This window comes from Vibrio sp. St2 (assembly GCF_947311885.1).
Taxonomy (GTDB): domain Bacteria; phylum Pseudomonadota; class Gammaproteobacteria; order Enterobacterales; family Vibrionaceae; genus Vibrio; species Vibrio coralliilyticus.
Window position 1 is genome coordinate 39,218 of record NZ_CAMZNA010000001.1, and the last position, 14,973, is coordinate 54,190.

At 48.0% G+C, this 14,973-nt stretch carries 10 protein-coding genes; 4 read left to right on the top strand and 6 right to left on the bottom strand.

Annotated elements, in window-relative coordinates:
- Positions 1 to 5: 5 nt before the first annotated feature.
- Positions 6 to 1,346, bottom strand: a complete 1,341-nt coding sequence (locus QMA41_RS00190) for an MATE family efflux transporter (RefSeq protein ID WP_281628505.1) — start codon at positions 1,344 to 1,346, stop codon at positions 6 to 8.
- Between the two features lie 104 nt (positions 1,347 to 1,450).
- Between QMA41_RS00190 and QMA41_RS00195 the strand changes: the two genes are divergently transcribed.
- Positions 1,451 to 2,407 carry a LysR family transcriptional regulator gene (locus tag QMA41_RS00195; protein ID WP_080749067.1) on the top strand — a complete coding sequence of 319 codons (957 nt, stop codon included), beginning with the start codon at positions 1,451 to 1,453 and terminating at the stop codon, positions 2,405 to 2,407.
- Between the two features lie 269 nt (positions 2,408 to 2,676).
- Positions 2,677 to 3,720 (top strand): hypothetical protein, encoded by a 1,044-nt coding sequence (locus tag QMA41_RS00200; protein ID WP_281628506.1) that lies wholly within the window; start codon positions 2,677 to 2,679, stop codon positions 3,718 to 3,720.
- Between the two features lie 39 nt (positions 3,721 to 3,759).
- On the opposite strand, the gene dld is transcribed toward QMA41_RS00200, so the two are convergent.
- From dld to QMA41_RS00225, 5 genes are all read right to left on the bottom strand, one after another.
- Positions 3,760 to 5,469, bottom strand: coding sequence for a D-lactate dehydrogenase (gene dld, locus QMA41_RS00205; RefSeq protein ID WP_281628507.1), 1,710 nt, complete (start codon positions 5,467 to 5,469; stop codon positions 3,760 to 3,762).
- Positions 5,470 to 5,821: 352 nt separating this feature from the next.
- Positions 5,822 to 6,655: a MurR/RpiR family transcriptional regulator gene (locus QMA41_RS00210; RefSeq protein WP_281628508.1), complete on the bottom strand. Its 834-nt coding sequence runs from the start codon at positions 6,653 to 6,655 to the stop codon at positions 5,822 to 5,824.
- Positions 6,656 to 6,922: 267 nt separating this feature from the next.
- On the bottom strand, positions 6,923 to 7,942 hold the full coding sequence (locus QMA41_RS00215) for an ABC transporter permease (RefSeq protein WP_006962670.1): 1,020 nt from the start codon (positions 7,940 to 7,942) through the stop codon (positions 6,923 to 6,925).
- 80 nt (positions 7,943 to 8,022) lie between these two features.
- Positions 8,023 to 9,516 carry a sugar ABC transporter ATP-binding protein gene (locus QMA41_RS00220; protein WP_006962669.1) on the bottom strand — a complete coding sequence of 498 codons (1,494 nt, stop codon included), beginning with the start codon at positions 9,514 to 9,516 and terminating at the stop codon, positions 8,023 to 8,025.
- Between the two features lie 54 nt (positions 9,517 to 9,570).
- Positions 9,571 to 10,581: a sugar ABC transporter substrate-binding protein gene (locus tag QMA41_RS00225; RefSeq protein ID WP_227495657.1), complete on the bottom strand. Its 1,011-nt coding sequence runs from the start codon at positions 10,579 to 10,581 to the stop codon at positions 9,571 to 9,573.
- Between the two features lie 616 nt (positions 10,582 to 11,197).
- On the opposite strand from QMA41_RS00225, the gene iolC reads away from it, so the two are divergent.
- Together iolC and iolD are read left to right on the top strand one after the other, a co-directional pair.
- Positions 11,198 to 13,114: a 5-dehydro-2-deoxygluconokinase gene (iolC, locus tag QMA41_RS00230; RefSeq protein ID WP_043008496.1), complete on the top strand. Its 1,917-nt coding sequence runs from the start codon at positions 11,198 to 11,200 to the stop codon at positions 13,112 to 13,114.
- A gap of 3 nt (positions 13,115 to 13,117) precedes the next feature.
- Positions 13,118 to 14,965 (top strand): 3D-(3,5/4)-trihydroxycyclohexane-1,2-dione acylhydrolase (decyclizing), encoded by a 1,848-nt coding sequence (iolD, locus tag QMA41_RS00235; protein WP_281628509.1) that lies wholly within the window; start codon positions 13,118 to 13,120, stop codon positions 14,963 to 14,965.
- The last annotated feature ends 8 nt before the right edge of the window (positions 14,966 to 14,973 follow it).

Sequence of the window (14,973 nt, forward strand, 5' to 3'; positions counted from 1 at the left end):
ACCGACTAACCCATGGCTACGGCAAGAGAATCTGTATTGCGTTGCTTCTTAATCGCCAGCAGAAGCTGAACAAGTAGCAACACACCTGTGACGCCTAGACCAATACCGATACCGCCCCAGATGCCGCCTAAACCAAAGTCTGGTAGTAGCAGCCATGCAGCAGGCAGACCAAACAGCCAGTAGCCAACAGCAGTCACTACAGTTGGGCCAACGACGATCTTCATACCGCGAAGCAGGTTAATCGCCAGTAGCTGCCATGCATCAACAATGAAAGAGAGCGCGACTACCCAAAGTACAGCGACGAGAAGTGTTGAAAGCTCAGTATCCAGATTGAAAATGGAGCCAATCAGCTCAGGCCACAACATAAACACGCCTGCCAGCACTACGCTGAGTACTGTCGTCAGGCCAAAGCTGCGCAGTGCTGTGCGCTTAATACCATCATAGTCTTCCGCACCGTAGTCCTGACCGACCAAAATTGCTGCGGCTTGCGAGAAGCCAAAGTTGATGTTCCAGGTGAAGCTCAGGCATTGCAGCAAAATTTGGTGCAATGCGAGCGCGGCGATACTGATGGTGCCTGCCATCAAGGTGCCACCGTAAATCAGGCCGTGTTCAAGCAGCGCAGCCAGTGCAATAGGCAGGCCCATCGCCAGTAAAGGTTTAAGCAATGATAGCGAGTATTCTTCTGTATTTTTCCACGGCGCAAACGGCTTGTATTCAGGGCGCTTAAACACCCAGTAGCCGTAGCCCAGCATCACAATGAACGCTGCTAAAGCGGTACCCGCCCCAAGTCCAGCTAAGCCGAGCCCTAGCTGGAAAGCAAGCAAATAGCTGATAGGTACGTTGAGCGCAACGGTGAGTAATGACATCACCATGATCGAGCGAACATTACCAAGCGCACTGGTTAAGCCGCGCAGCACCAGTAGCATCAGGGACGGAAGCATGGCCCATTTTAATGCGTCTAGGTATTCCATGGCCGGGCCAGCGAGCTCTTGAGGCTGTTTCGCCAGTGCCAGCAGTTGCGGCGCATAAGCAAAGCATAAAGTTAAGATCGCAGACAGGATCACCGTCAGTAGCACAGCCCCTTTTACCGCCAAGCGGATTTGCTGATTGCCGTATTCTGGCCTCGCAATACGCTGACCATAAGCAATCGCAATTAAGTTCGCCACACAACCCACGGTGCTGCTCGCCACAATAAAGACAAAACTGTAGATGGATGCCCCCAATCCTCCGGCTGCCAGCGCAGACACACTGAGTCGCGACATCATCCAGACATCAGTCAGAACCAGTGCCATTGCGATGAGCTGCGAAATTATCAGTGGAAATGCCAGAGAGAGAATTTTTTTCATTGTGTGCCTCGTGATCGTTATCACAATAAGGTACGAGTTTGCTGGCTGGCCTTCAAATGACATTTATGCCACTCTTACATGAGTTCAGATCATGCGAGTGAATTATGTCCCCTTATAACCGTCTCCCTTATTCACACAACGGATTGAAAGTGTTTGAATCTGTGGCGCGCCTTATGAGCTTTACCAAAGCGGCTGATGAGCTTAACGTTACCCAAAGTGCAGTCAGTCGTCAGATAAAGCAACTTGAAGATGAGCTAAAAGCATCTCTAGTGATCCGAAAGCACCGAGCGATTGAGTTAACGACGCAAGGGAAAGATCTCTATGAAGTGCTGCGCAAAAACTACGTTGCGCTAGACAGCTTGATTGCTCAGTGGGCGGTGCCGAATAAGAAGCGTATTGTGATAAAAAGTGCGCTCAGTTACGCCACGCGTATTCTGATGCCTAAGGTTGCGATGCTCAACGAGCGATATCCTGAACACGAAATTGTTATCATCCCATCGATTGAAGAAGATCCACCGCTTGATTCTGAAGACTGCGATCTGCTGATCGTGAACACGCGAAAGCGTGAGCGATACCAGAATCGCTCAGATGTGACCTTTCTTCGTGATGAGTTTATGGCGCCGGTTTACGCTGAATCCCTCTCTAAGCAACATATTCAGTTAAGTGACGTTCTGACGTTGCCACATCTGCATGCCACCCTTGATCATCAGGATTGGAAAAACTGGTTAAGCAACGCTGATCTGAAAGGGGCGAAAAAGGGCAGGGATACTGTGTTCTTCAGCTTGGATTTAGCGCTAAGTGCCTGCCTATCCGGCCAGGGAGTGACAGTGACGGATCTGCTGTTGGTATTACCTGAACTCAAGCGTGAGTTTCTCAAATGCCCTGAACAGCTTTCACTTCAACATAGCGACTGGCAATACTACTGTTATCAACGCAATCATTCTCCCATGATCAGTGAAATCCTTAATTGGTTGGTCGAACAGACTCAAAATGAGCTGAACCAACTCAAAGTGCTGTGCGACAAATTTGGTTGGAGCCAAGCAGACGTGACCTTGGGTTGAACTCACCATTCTAATCAGTGGAGTGGGTGTTCTTCTCCCTCTCTGTGGTGTAAAAATTGCTAAATACGCTCTGTAAGACGCCTCGTTGTTCTTCCTATTATTCAGTGTGTTAGATGTAAAAAAATGTGCTGTTAAGTTTAGTGTTGAAACGTTTTTTGATTTAACGACATCCGTGCGGATACTTCCCTCCATCGATTTATACACGTCAGATTCCATGATGTTCTGGTGTGCATACGTCTCAGTTGAGTATGTGATGAGTGGGAAAACTTATGTTTAAAAGAGCGGCGATTTCGGTTTCGGTACTAACTACGTTACTTGTTGGTTGTGGCGGTGGTGGTTCTGGCGATGCTGGAAGCACTGGCAAAAATAATATTAATGGTGGTCAAAGCCGTGTTGTTTATCCTATGGGGATCTATGTTGCGACACTAGGAAATGGAAGTGACGATATTCTACGTGCCAGTGATACATCACCGCGTTACATGGGGATAGGCATTGGTTATCACTATACAGGTGAGCAACAGTTTTGGAGCCAGTCGGTGAGTGTGGATGCTTCAAACGATTACCACAAAGTAGAAGTGTCGGCTGGGTATGAAGTCGCTCAGTCAACAGTGAGTGATGCAATGGAATATGCTTCTAAGCAAGTGAAACCAAGTGGTGAGGTGCTTAGTAGCTCATTACGCAACGCTAAATTGTCGAACTTAGGCTGGATTTTTGGTGAGTGGCGAAAAGATCTTTCTGCTGTGCAAAAGGCGCAAATTCAGTCAATTCACTTAGATGATTATGAGTTTAATACACTGGATTATGGCTTTCGGATGACTTCGGAAGACTCTGGTATCCAAGGAGAAGGCTTTAATGTTTGGTATCAACAAGTTGAAACTGAAAAACTGATCGATGTTTTGGCTTCTCTACCAGATACAGAATGGAAAAGCATTGATGCTTACAATCAGCCTAACGCCTATAACCGTTACAAATTTACCCAAGTCAACAATGGCCCATTGATGGTCACCGCTTTCATTGAAGACAATGGCGTCGAGTACTGTAAAACTGAGCCGACGGGGTTTGCCACGTACAATGACAACCAAATTATACGTTTTGAAACTAAGCTTGAAGCGTCTGGCGTTGAGGCGTGCAAAGCTTACCTGAGACAGTCTGGTACCAAGCCATTTGAAGGTGAACACGGCATTCTGATTGGTTTTGTGAAAAGTGCCAGTGGGCAATCTCAGATGGCGGTTTATCACACAGGCTTTTATCAGGAAGACGATTTGGAGAAGCACCAAGCCTTGAGTGGTTCAGGTATGTTTGTGAAGAATTAATCGTAAAACGGAGCTCAATGAGCTCCGTTTTCTTTTCTGTTAACCACCACAGCAACTGCAGTTACGTTTGTACTTACTCATTTTACCGATACCCGGGTTAAAGGTATTGGTTGGATCCAATGAGTGGTAAAACTCCTGAAGCTGTTTTTCTGCTTCATAGAGGTGGCCTACGTTATGCTCTGCTGGGTATTTGGCGCCTTTCTGAGTCAGAAGCTCAAGCATTTTCTGTTTGATCTTCTTCGTATCCGCGCCTTTTCTGAAGATGTAATCCTGATGGAAAACATGACACATGAAGTGGCCGTAGTAGAGGCCCATAACCAAGTCTTTGGTGATCTCTTCAGGAAGTTGTTCTACCCAATCAATATCGTTTCGGCGCAGGGCAATATCCAGCGCCAGAATGTCTTCGACTTCGTTGGAGTGGATGGTTTCATAGCGAATCGCTGCGCCTGCAGCCGCAAAGCGGTGAAGCAGAGCTCTTTTGCCTTCATCGGCACTACATACAAAGTACTCACACCCGTCCTGTTTAGACCAAACGTTCTCTAGGTACTCTTTCGCTTCATCGATACCGCCATCACTCATTTTTAGGATCAGGTGGTGCTCGTATTTATCTCTGAATTCCAGCATGCGCTTAGGAAGGTGCTGTGGGAACAGTTTGGTGAGCCAGTAGAGCGTAATATCCGGCAAATCTTTTGACACAAATGGAATGCGTTTCAGGATCGACTCAACTTTTGCTTTTAGCGCAAAGAACTTAGGCAACTTGTCAGTGCCTAGGTGATGAATCGACAGGAAGACATCTTTACCGTAAGTTTCCGCCAGATTGAAAATGTCGCGATGCATGTATTCGCCCATTTCTGGCAAATGTTTAAAGCCACTCAGCATGTCACGGCGCAGCATTGTCATCTTCGCTGGATCGCTACAGCCGATGTAGAAAAGCTGCTCTTTTTCAGCGACGGGGTTGGTATCGACACGGACTGCAAACACTGCGAGCTTACCTGCACAGCCACTGGCTTCAAACAGACGTCTGGAGTCGGCATTAAAACGGGAAGGCGTTTCAGCATCGACATCACGAACGCGAGCCTCGTACTCTTTGTCTGATGCCATCGCATCACTGTGGACAATTTTAGATGGGTCAAAATTGCCTTGTTCAACATTGGTCAGAATCTCTTCTGGCGTGTCCCCAAGGCCGTCGATGCCCAAATGGTTCACCAACTCCAGTTTGCCTTCTTTGGTGACCTGACCAAACAGCGCTAATTCCGTGTACGCAGGGCCGCGTTTGACTAGAGCACCACCGGAGTTGTTGGCAATGCCACCAACAACTGTTGCGCCAATTGAAGAAGAACCAATTACGGAATGAGGCGCACGGTTAACGGATTTAAGCTTCTTCTCAAGTTGGTGAAGGCTCACACCCGGTAAACTGATGATCTGTTTTCCGTTTTCAATCAAATGCAGCGAGTTAATACGCATGATGTTGATCACCACAACTTCTCGGTCGTAATCGTCACCACTTGGTGCAGACCCTTCAGTTAGGCCGGTTTTGGCGGCCTGCATGATCACAATGCAGTTCGCTTCTACCGCGGCCTGAAGCAGACGCCACTGTTCAACTAATGAACCGGGAAACAAAACGGCCAGTGCTTTGCCTTTACCCGAGCGGAAGCCTGAGCGGTAATATTCGGTTTTTTTGTTATCGGTTAACACATGGTCTTGACCGACAATGTCGATGAATGTCTGAATTAGCGCTTGATTACTCATGGCGTCCCTTTGCTTCCTTTGTGACGTACTTGTTATTTTCTGGTTTTTCATATTTTAAATTCGAAACTCAATTCGAACCAGAAGCAGAAATTCACACTTGTGTGTTTTCTTGGTCAATAAAGCACGCTTTGGAAGCTGAATCACCAAATATCAATCACTTAAGTTAGTGGTATTCTCCTATTATTGGAAGAAGTATCATTGTCTTTTTCCAAAAATGATATAATAGGTGAGGGGCTAGAGGCGTTGAATTGTAAAAAATAAGTGATCAAACCCTCACTTGGCCCAATGATTTGACCTTGGCAGGTATCAAGAATAAATAAGCGGTAGTGATCGACCACTGCCGCTGAGAAGGCTAGAGTTTTTCAGCCTGACCGAAGGCCATGGACACCGCGAGAGTTTGCGCTAGGCACAAAGACGCTGACTGAGAACGAAATGCATCCACTTTGGCTTCTTTAACCACAAAACACACGTCGCTGAATGCTGCGAGCGGGCTGATTTGGCTATCGGTAATCACAATCTGATGTGCACCGGCTTTGGAGGCGACTTCGCTTAGCATCACGGTTTCTTGCGCGTAAGGGCTGAAACTGATGGACACGATGGCATCTTTCGGGCCGATCATGCTCAGTTGTTCTTTGAACATTCCGCCAAGGCCATCAATAAGGAAAGCGCGCTTATCCAGATGACGCAGCGCGTAAGTCAGATATGACGCGACGCTAAACGAGCGTCTAAGCCCAATAAGATAAATATTCTCCGCATTACGCAGGATATCAACCGCCTGCTCCAGTTTTTCAGCTGAGGTTTGAGCGGCAAGGTGATTCATTGCCTGAGAATTAGCGCGGGCAAACTCCTCCAGAATGTCTTTTGGTGTTTCTGGTGGGTGAGGCTCTCCCTCTAACTGTTTATACAGTCTGGCCCTATCGGTATAGCTGGTGGTTTCCTCAACCAGATTGCGACGAAACAGTTGTTTCATATCATTGAATCCGCTGAAGCCAAATGCACTGGCAAAACGAATTAGAGTCGATGGAGGTACTTCGGCTTGCTGAGCAATAACGGCAACAGTATCAAATGCAACACTGTTAGAATTATCAAGTACATACTTAGCTACTTGCTGGAGTCGCTTACTCAGGTCAGAGTAATTATTGCGGATCTGATCCTGCAGCTCTCCGAGCGAACTGGCCGCTTTCATGTCACTCTCCTAGGTTCGGAATCTGAAATAAATCTTCCGTAAAGATACCTTAAATTCGAAAGTCGTGAAATATTTGTTTCAGAACGAGGTTTGTGATGGCTTCCAAAAATGGTCAGAAGCTGGATGCGAGAAGAAAAAAGCGCCGCAACGTAAAGCGGCGCAAACAGGGTAATCCCCAGAAGCTATTGCCATATCAGGTCTGACGTTGTGAGCGCAGCGTCAGACAAGATATTCGTGAAAGGACAATAGCTTCAGCCCTACAAAACGTTATTTGCTTTTCTTGTGACGTTTCATATCGAACATCACAGCAAAAATGATGACTAAGCCTTTGACGATTTGCTGCCAGTACGCAGAAACATTGAGCAAATCGAGCCCGTTTTGAAGCACACCCATGATCATAGTGCCTATGATGGTGCCCTGAATTGTACCGATACCGCCTGCATGGGATACACCACCAACGGTTGCAGCGGCAATCGCATCCAGCTCATACATGACCCCAAGACCCGGTTGACCCGAGTTGATGCGAGCAGCCAGAATCAAGGCTGCGATACCCGCCAGAAGGCCGGCGTAAGTGTAAACCAGAATTTTGTATTTATTGACGTTGATACCCGAGACGTAAGCGGCGGTTTCGTTGCCGCCAATCGCGTAAGCGTACTTACCGAAACGGGTGTAGTTGAGCAGTATGTAGGAGACAAAAGCCATGACGATGAAGATCACCACAGGTACAGGAAGCCCAGCAATGTTGCCTTGTCCAATCCACTGATAGGACTCAATCAGGCTACTGACCGGGCGACCGTCAGAGTAGAGCAGGGCAGCGCCACGCGCGACGATCATCATCCCTAGCGTTGCAATGAATGGCGGAATACCTGTGTACGCGATCAAGGCACCGTTAATGTAGCCACACAATGCACCTACCGCTAATGCTGCGATGATGGGCACGATCACTGGAAACTCTGGCATGTTCGGATACATGCGCATACTCCAGTCAAGTGTTTGCGCCATACTGGCCGATACCACCGCTGCGACGGCCAGCACTGAGCCGGATGAAAGGTCGATACCACGAGTGATAATGATGATGGTCACGCCCAACGCTAGCAGACCGATACTGGCCATTTGAGTGACTACATTGAGCAGGTTCGCCACGGTCAAAAATACCGGAGATAAAATCGTCATCACGATACACATGGCAACAAAGACAATGTAAATCGCGTACTTAGAGACAAGACGTTTGAAATTTTTGTTTGGCTCGCCTTCGGTTGAGGTAGCCTTAATCAGTTTTGCAATCATAACTGCATTCCTTGAATTACTTCTTAATCACCTGCCAGGCAGGTGAACAAATCCTGATAAATGAATGACGATCTGAGACCTTAATTGAGCGCCATAGACATGATTTTCTGCTGCGTTGCTTCTTGCCCTTCAATTGCACCTTTTAACTGACCTTCATGCATGACCAGAATGCGGTCACTCATCCCCATCACTTCAGGCAGCTCGGAGGAAATCATCACCAAACTCTTACCCATACCGGTAAGCAGACGCATGAGTTTGTAAATTTCAGACTTAGCACCAACATCAATGCCGCGTGTAGGCTCATCGAGGAACAAAATGTCAGGCTTGGTTAGCATCCAACGGGCAAGCAGCACTTTTTGTTGGTTACCGCCACTGAGGTTGTCGATGGTTTCGTACATGCCGGGGGTTTTAACTCTGAGCTTTTTACAGTGGTCTTCGCTGTCTGAACGCATCTTGCGGACATCAAGTACATTCACCACTTTGTTGCGGTACGCATCGAGATGGGCAATGGATGTATTCGCAAAGATATCGAGCATCAGATATAAGCCTGAATGGCGACGATCTTCGGTTAGGAAAGCCATCTTGTGGCTGATTGCGTCTTGTGGGGTTTTGATTTCCACTTCATTGCCGTTGATGCGAATCACTCCGGTGTCTTTCTCGCGAACACCAAACAGAGTTTCAATCAGTTCAGTACGACCTGCACCCACCAGCCCTGCTATGCCAAGAATTTCGCCTTCGTGAAGGTCAAAGTTAATGTTGCTGAAGGCGCCTTCAACGGAGAGATCTCGCACTTCAAGACGAGTTTTGCCCGGTTTGGCTGTCGGAGGTGGGAATACGTCACCAAGATCTCGACCCACCATCATCTGCACCAGTTCTTCGTTATTGGTCTCTTTGGCTTCTCGTTCACCAATAAAGCAGCCATCGCGGAAGACGGTAATGTCGTCGCAGATGCGGAAAATTTCATCCATTTTGTGGCTGATGTAGACGATAGCGCAGCCACGACTTTTCAACATTTCAATGATTTCAAACAGATGGTCGACTTCTTTGTCGGTTAGAGCGGAAGTCGGCTCATCCATGATGATGATTTCTGAGTGGTAGGAGATGGCTTTGGCTATTTCAACCATCTGCATCGTTGCCACCGTTAGTTCAGTCATAGGAGTTCGCGGATCTAAATCCAGATCGAGCTTTTTCAGCAGCTCTTCGGTATCGCGGTACATCTTATCGTGGTCAATTAGCTTTAACGGCCCCTTAAGCGGTTCGCGTCCCAGCCAGATGTTCTCTGCAATACTGCGATATAAGATAGGAGAAAGCTCCTGATGGATCATAGAGATACCTGATTCCAGCGCTTCTTTTGCGCCCGAGAACTCGACGGCTTCTCCTTTGTAGCGAATGGTGCCACTGTCACGCTGATAAATACCGAACATCACCTTCATCAGGGTTGACTTGCCAGCTCCGTTTTCCCCCATCAATGCCATGACGCGGCCTTGTTTAAGGGTAAGCTGCACGTTGTCTAATGCTTTAACACCAGGGAAGGTTTTGGTGATACCACGCATTTCGAGTAAAACTTGACTCATAACTACTACTCCAAAAAGTGCTCTGCACTGAAGGTGCAGAGCGCTGTTATTCCATTAACCTTTTTGTTTCGCTTCGAACGCGGCTAGGTTGTCCTGTGTGACCAGCTCTGCTGGGATCCAAGTAATTTGATCGTGCTGTTTACCTTTAACGGCATCAACTGCGGCATCAATCGCGCCACGAGCCTGACCACCACCGTCTTGGAATACCGTCGCATTCAGAGAACCATTCTTAACTGCGATCAGACCATCTGGCGTAGCGTCGACACCAACGACTAAGGTGTCATCAAGTTTGCCCGCTGCACGTAGAGCCTGAATTGCACCCAGTGCCATGTCATCGTTGTTAGCCAAGATAATGTCTAACTGGTCGCCAGAGTTGAGCCAGTTTTCCATAACGGTCATCCCTTGAGCGCGCTGCCATAGACCTGTTTGCTTACGAACCACATCGAAATTTGGTTTGTCTTGGAAGAAATCTTCCACACCCTTAGTTCGCATGATGGCGGCTTCCTGAGTCAGCATCCCCATCAGGATACCCACGTTGCCACCGTCTTTAATGTTGGCGGCGTATTCCGCCTGCGTTTCGCCGAACTTCAGCTCTTCAGAGCCAACGTAGAAAACGCTTTCCGGCAGGTAAGAAGGACGTCGGTTGAGATACACCAGCTTAATACCGGCATCAAGGATGCGGTCGGTCATTGGTTGAGTTGCGTCTGTGTTTACAGGGACGAGAATAATTGCGTCCATTTGCTGGACGATAAAGTTTTCCACCTGACCCAACTGCTTCGCTGTATCTTCCTTAGCATCGACAAAGGTAAGTTCAACTTTGCCGTCAAATTGTTGCGCGTATTTGTCCATTGCATCTTTCATGTACACCATGAAGGTGTCATCAAAGTTGGGAATGGCAACGCCGACCCGTGTGACGTCCGACTTGGCTTCTTCCTGACCACAAGCTGTCAGTAGAAGTAACCCAGAAGTCACGAGTAGGCCTTTAAGTAAGGTTTTAGAGGTAGTGGCGAGTTGTTTCACCTTGGTCAGCAGCATGGTAAGTCCTTGATGTAATGATGGCATCATTGCCTCCTTCGTTCTTGTTCAACCGCGTTCCACACATAATGAAATTTTCATTTCATTTTTGCTTGAATGCGGCTGTGAGTCCTATTCAGCTGTTTCAATCGTTATCTTTTCAAACTTGCAAAACATACTTCATTGGTTTGAAAAATATTTTTTATTGGTGTCGGTGAGAAACTATATGTGGATGTTTGAATTCTGACCAGTTGAATTGTTTCTCAATTGTTAAAACTGTTATCGCGATCTCACTGAAATTTACATTTCAATATGCTGTTCAATATTAAATTATTGATTTTTAATAAGTAAAATTTTTTTGTGACCTGTTTCTGATATTTGTGTTAATTGAGTCTTTCATTTGTGGAATTTTTGTTTCAGCGGAAAATATTGAGTGGTATTTTGATAAATATTTTTCATTTTATGTGTATCTTAGAAATGAAAAGAATGGATTTGAGTAAAAAATGGCCATGGATCACAGTCTGGATTTTGCATTTCATTTTTCATTGAAAATGAAATAAATGTTTCGTATAAAGGTTGTGAAACACAAATAACCTTATTCGGCGATAGTTGGAAACCGGGTTGGTGTCCCCGGTTAAAACCAGCAAAGTATTAAAGGAGTAACCAAATGAAGGCCATCGATAAGAAACTCGATCTTATATGTATGGGACGTGTGGCCGTTGACCTGTATGGGCAACAGATTGGTGCCCGTCTAGAAGACATGGGGTCGTTCGCAAAGTATCTCGGTGGGTCATCGGGCAATGTTGCCTACGGTACGGCGCGTCAGGGCTTGAAGTCATCTATGCTAGCGCGTGTTGGTGATGAACATATGGGCCGATTCGTGCGTGAAGAGCTGCAAAGGCTCGGAGTAGACACCAGCCACCTGATCACCGATCAGCAACGCCTGACCGCGCTGGTGATTTTAGGGATCAAAGATGAGGACACGTTTCCACTGATTTTTTATCGCGACAACTGCGCAGACATGGCAATAACGTCTGACGATGTAAGCGAGGAATATATCGCTTCAGCCCGTTGTCTAGCGATTACAGGTACGCATTTGTCTCATCCTCAAACAAGGGAAGCAGTGCTAACAGCGCTGAAATATGCTCGCAAACATGGTGTAAAAACAGCGCTGGATATCGACTACCGACCAGTATTGTGGGGGCTGACTTCAATTGGTGATGGTGAAACACGTTATATTGAGTCAGAAAACGTTACAGCATCACTTAAAGAGGTGCTGGGATTATTCGACCTTATTGTCGGTACAGAAGAAGAATTCCATATTGCTGGAGGGTCTGAAGATACTTTGCAAGCGTTGAAGAGTGTACGTGAAGTATCGGATGCGGAACTGGTCTGCAAACGAGGGCCACTTGGCTGTTCTGTATTTAGTGGTGAGCTACCAGAGGATCTTGACGGTGGTATCAACGCTCGCGGCGTAAGAGTAGAAGTGCTCAATGTACTCGGAGCTGGGGATGCGTTTATGTCTGGGTTATTGCGTGGCTACCTCAATGGTGAGAGTTGGCAGCAGTCTTGTGCGTATGCAAATGCATGTGGCGCGCTGGTGGTTTCAAGACACGGCTGTGCGCCAGCAATGCCAAGTAAAGAGGAGCTGGATGATTATCTGGCGCGAGCTGAAGAGGTACCGCGTCCGGATCTTGACTCACACCTCAATCACCTTCATCGAGTAACAACGCGAGACAAAGAGTGGGATGAGTTGTGTGTACTGGCGTTCGATCACCGTATTCAGTTTGTCGATATGGCGCGCTCAGTCGGTGCTGATATCAGTCGGATTTCTCCCCTTAAAGAACTGATCTATAAAGCCAGTCAGGAAGTGGCGTGTGAGGCCGACTTGCAAGGTAAAGCTGGTTTATTGTGCGATGGCTCTTTCGGTCAATCGGTATTGAATCAGGTTACAGGCAGCGGTTGGTGGATAGGGCGTCCGGTCGAGCTACCGGGATCGCGCCCACTAGAGCTTGAGCACGGCAACATCGGTTCACAATTGATTGACTGGCCACTTGAGCATGTCGTTAAGTGTTTGGTGTTCTTCCATCCGGAAGACAATCATGCGTTGCGTTTGGAGCAGGAAAAACAGGTGCAGGAAGTCTACACTGCCTGCTGCAAATCCGGCCATGAAATGCTTTTAGAAGTTATTCTACCCGCTGACATGGAGCGCGATGACGCCCTTTACCTTCGCGCCATGCAGCGCTTCTATAACCTCGGTGTGAAACCTGACTGGTGGAAACTTCCACCAATGCAAACAGAAAGCTGGCAAGCGGCTGAGGCATTGATCAACGAGCGCGATTCGCATTGTCGAGGCGTTGTGTTACTCGGGTTAGATGCGCCGGAAGAGGTGTTGCGTGAAGGCTTCAAGCAAGCTGCGCAGAATAATGTGGTCAAAGGTTTTGCGGTAGGGCGAACCATCTTTGGTCAGCCATCTCGAGCCTGGTTAGCTAATGAGATTGATGATCAAACGCTCATCGACCAGATTAAACGTAATTACCACAATCTGATAAGTCTGTGGCGTGAACGTGGTCAGGAGGGTTAAAGAATGGCGAATACAATCCGACTGACCATGGCACAAGCGCTGGTGAAGTTTATGCAGGCGCAGAAAGTGGAAATTGATGGTCAGCTGCAACCGATATTTGAGGGCGTGTTTGCCATCTTTGGCCATGGCAATGTTGCAGGCTTAGGAGAGGCGTTGTTCCATGTGAACGATGAACTGCCGACCTATCGCGCGCACAATGAACAAGCAATGGCGCACATTGCGATTGCCTTTGCAAAAGCCAACAATCGCCGCCGCATGATGGCAGCAACGACTTCGGTTGGTCCGGGGGCGTTGAACATGGTAACCGCTGCGGCTTTGGCTCACGTTAACCGTTTACCCGTCTTGCTTTTACCGGGTGATACGTTTGCGACTCGCGAACCGGATCCTGTCCTTCAACAAGTTGAAGACTGGAGTGACGCCACCATCACACCTAACGATTGCTTTAAGCCTGTGAGCCGTTTTTTTGATCGCATTACTCGCCCTGAGCAATTGTTGAATAGCTTACCTCAGGCAATGCGAGTATTGACCGATCCGATTGAATGTGGCCCTGTGACGCTTTCTCTTCCTCAGGATGTGCAGACTATGGCGTTTGATTACCCTGAACATTTCTTTGCAGAAAAAGTCCATCGGATACGCCGACCAGGGGCAGATGAGCATGAACTCCAACTTGCTATTGAGACCATAGCGCAGGCTAAGCAGCCACTGGTGATCGCGGGTGGAGGCATCCATTACGCAGAAGCAATCCAGGAGTTCAGCGACTTTGTCGAAGCCTTTGGTTTGCCCGTCGGTGAAACACAAGCAGGCAAAGGCGCATTGGCCTGGGATCACCCGAGTAATCTGGGGTCGATTGGAGTTACGGGATCAGAAGCCGTCAATACACTCGCCAGTGAGGCAGACGTTGTCATCGCTGTCGGGACTCGCTTGCAGGACTTCACTTCCAGCTCTCGTGCGTTATTCCGCTCTGATGCCAAAATTGTTTCACTCAACGTCAATGGATTCGATGCGACCAAGCACTACAGCGCCCCTCTGGTTGCAGACGCCAAACGTACCTTGCCACAGCTCAGTAGTGGTCTGATTGGTTGGAACATTTGCCCTAACTGGAAGAGCAAAGCGGAATCACTGCGATTGAAATGGAATGAAACCGTCGAGATTGCGATGACTGACCGCCAAAGCGAGTTACCTACCGATGCGGAAGTTATCGGCGCTGTTAACCGTGCCGCGCAAGAGAAAGACATTGTTGTCTGCGCGGCAGGCGGCCTGCCGGGTGAGTTGCATAAATTGTGGCGGACACGTTACGACAAGGGCTACCACCTTGAGTATGGTTTTTCGTGCATGGGGTATGAAATCGCTGGTGGGCTTGGCGTCAAAATGGCGAAGCCTGATTCAGAGGTTTTCGTCATGGTGGGTGATGGCTCGTATCTGATGCTTAACTCAGAAATCGCCACCTCGGTGATGTTGGGTCAGAAGCTGGTTGTGGTGGTGTTAGATAACCGCGGTTATGGCTGTATTAACCGCCTTCAGCAAGCTTGTGGCGGTGCGGGTTTCAATAATCTCCTTCAAGATTGCAATACTGTTGAGGCGGGGGCACCGAAGACCGACTTCGCCGGACACGCGCGCTCACTTGGCGCTAGCGCAGAAAAAGTGGGCAACATCGCTGAACTGGAACAGGCGTTGATTCGCGCGAAAGCGGCGGAGAGTACGTATGTCATCACGCTGGATACCGATCCGCTCAGTACCACTGAATCTGGTGGTTCATGGTGGGAGGTCGCTGTGCCAGAAGTTTCAGTTCGTGAGCCAGTAAGAGAAGCGCGTAAACGCTACGAAGCAGCCAAGAAAGATCAGGTTATCTAAGGGAACAA

Excerpts from the sequence above, each read along its gene's own strand:
- QMA41_RS00190 (WP_281628505.1), bottom strand. The coding sequence starts at position 1,346 with ATGAAAAAAATTCTCTCTCTGGCATTTCCACTGATAATTTCGCAGCTC.
- QMA41_RS00195 (WP_080749067.1), top strand. The coding sequence starts at position 1,451 with ATGTCCCCTTATAACCGTCTCCCTTATTCACACAACGGATTGAAAGTG.
- QMA41_RS00200 (WP_281628506.1), top strand. The coding sequence starts at position 2,677 with ATGTTTAAAAGAGCGGCGATTTCGGTTTCGGTACTAACTACGTTACTT.
- dld (WP_281628507.1), bottom strand. The coding sequence starts at position 5,469 with ATGAGTAATCAAGCGCTAATTCAGACATTCATCGACATTGTCGGTCAA.
- QMA41_RS00210 (WP_281628508.1), bottom strand. The coding sequence starts at position 6,655 with ATGAAAGCGGCCAGTTCGCTCGGAGAGCTGCAGGATCAGATCCGCAAT.
- QMA41_RS00215 (WP_006962670.1), bottom strand. The coding sequence starts at position 7,942 with ATGATTGCAAAACTGATTAAGGCTACCTCAACCGAAGGCGAGCCAAAC.
- QMA41_RS00220 (WP_006962669.1), bottom strand. The coding sequence starts at position 9,516 with ATGAGTCAAGTTTTACTCGAAATGCGTGGTATCACCAAAACCTTCCCT.
- QMA41_RS00225 (WP_227495657.1), bottom strand. The coding sequence starts at position 10,581 with ATGATGCCATCATTACATCAAGGACTTACCATGCTGCTGACCAAGGTG.
- iolC (WP_043008496.1), top strand. The coding sequence starts at position 11,198 with ATGAAGGCCATCGATAAGAAACTCGATCTTATATGTATGGGACGTGTG.
- iolD (WP_281628509.1), top strand. The coding sequence starts at position 13,118 with ATGGCGAATACAATCCGACTGACCATGGCACAAGCGCTGGTGAAGTTT.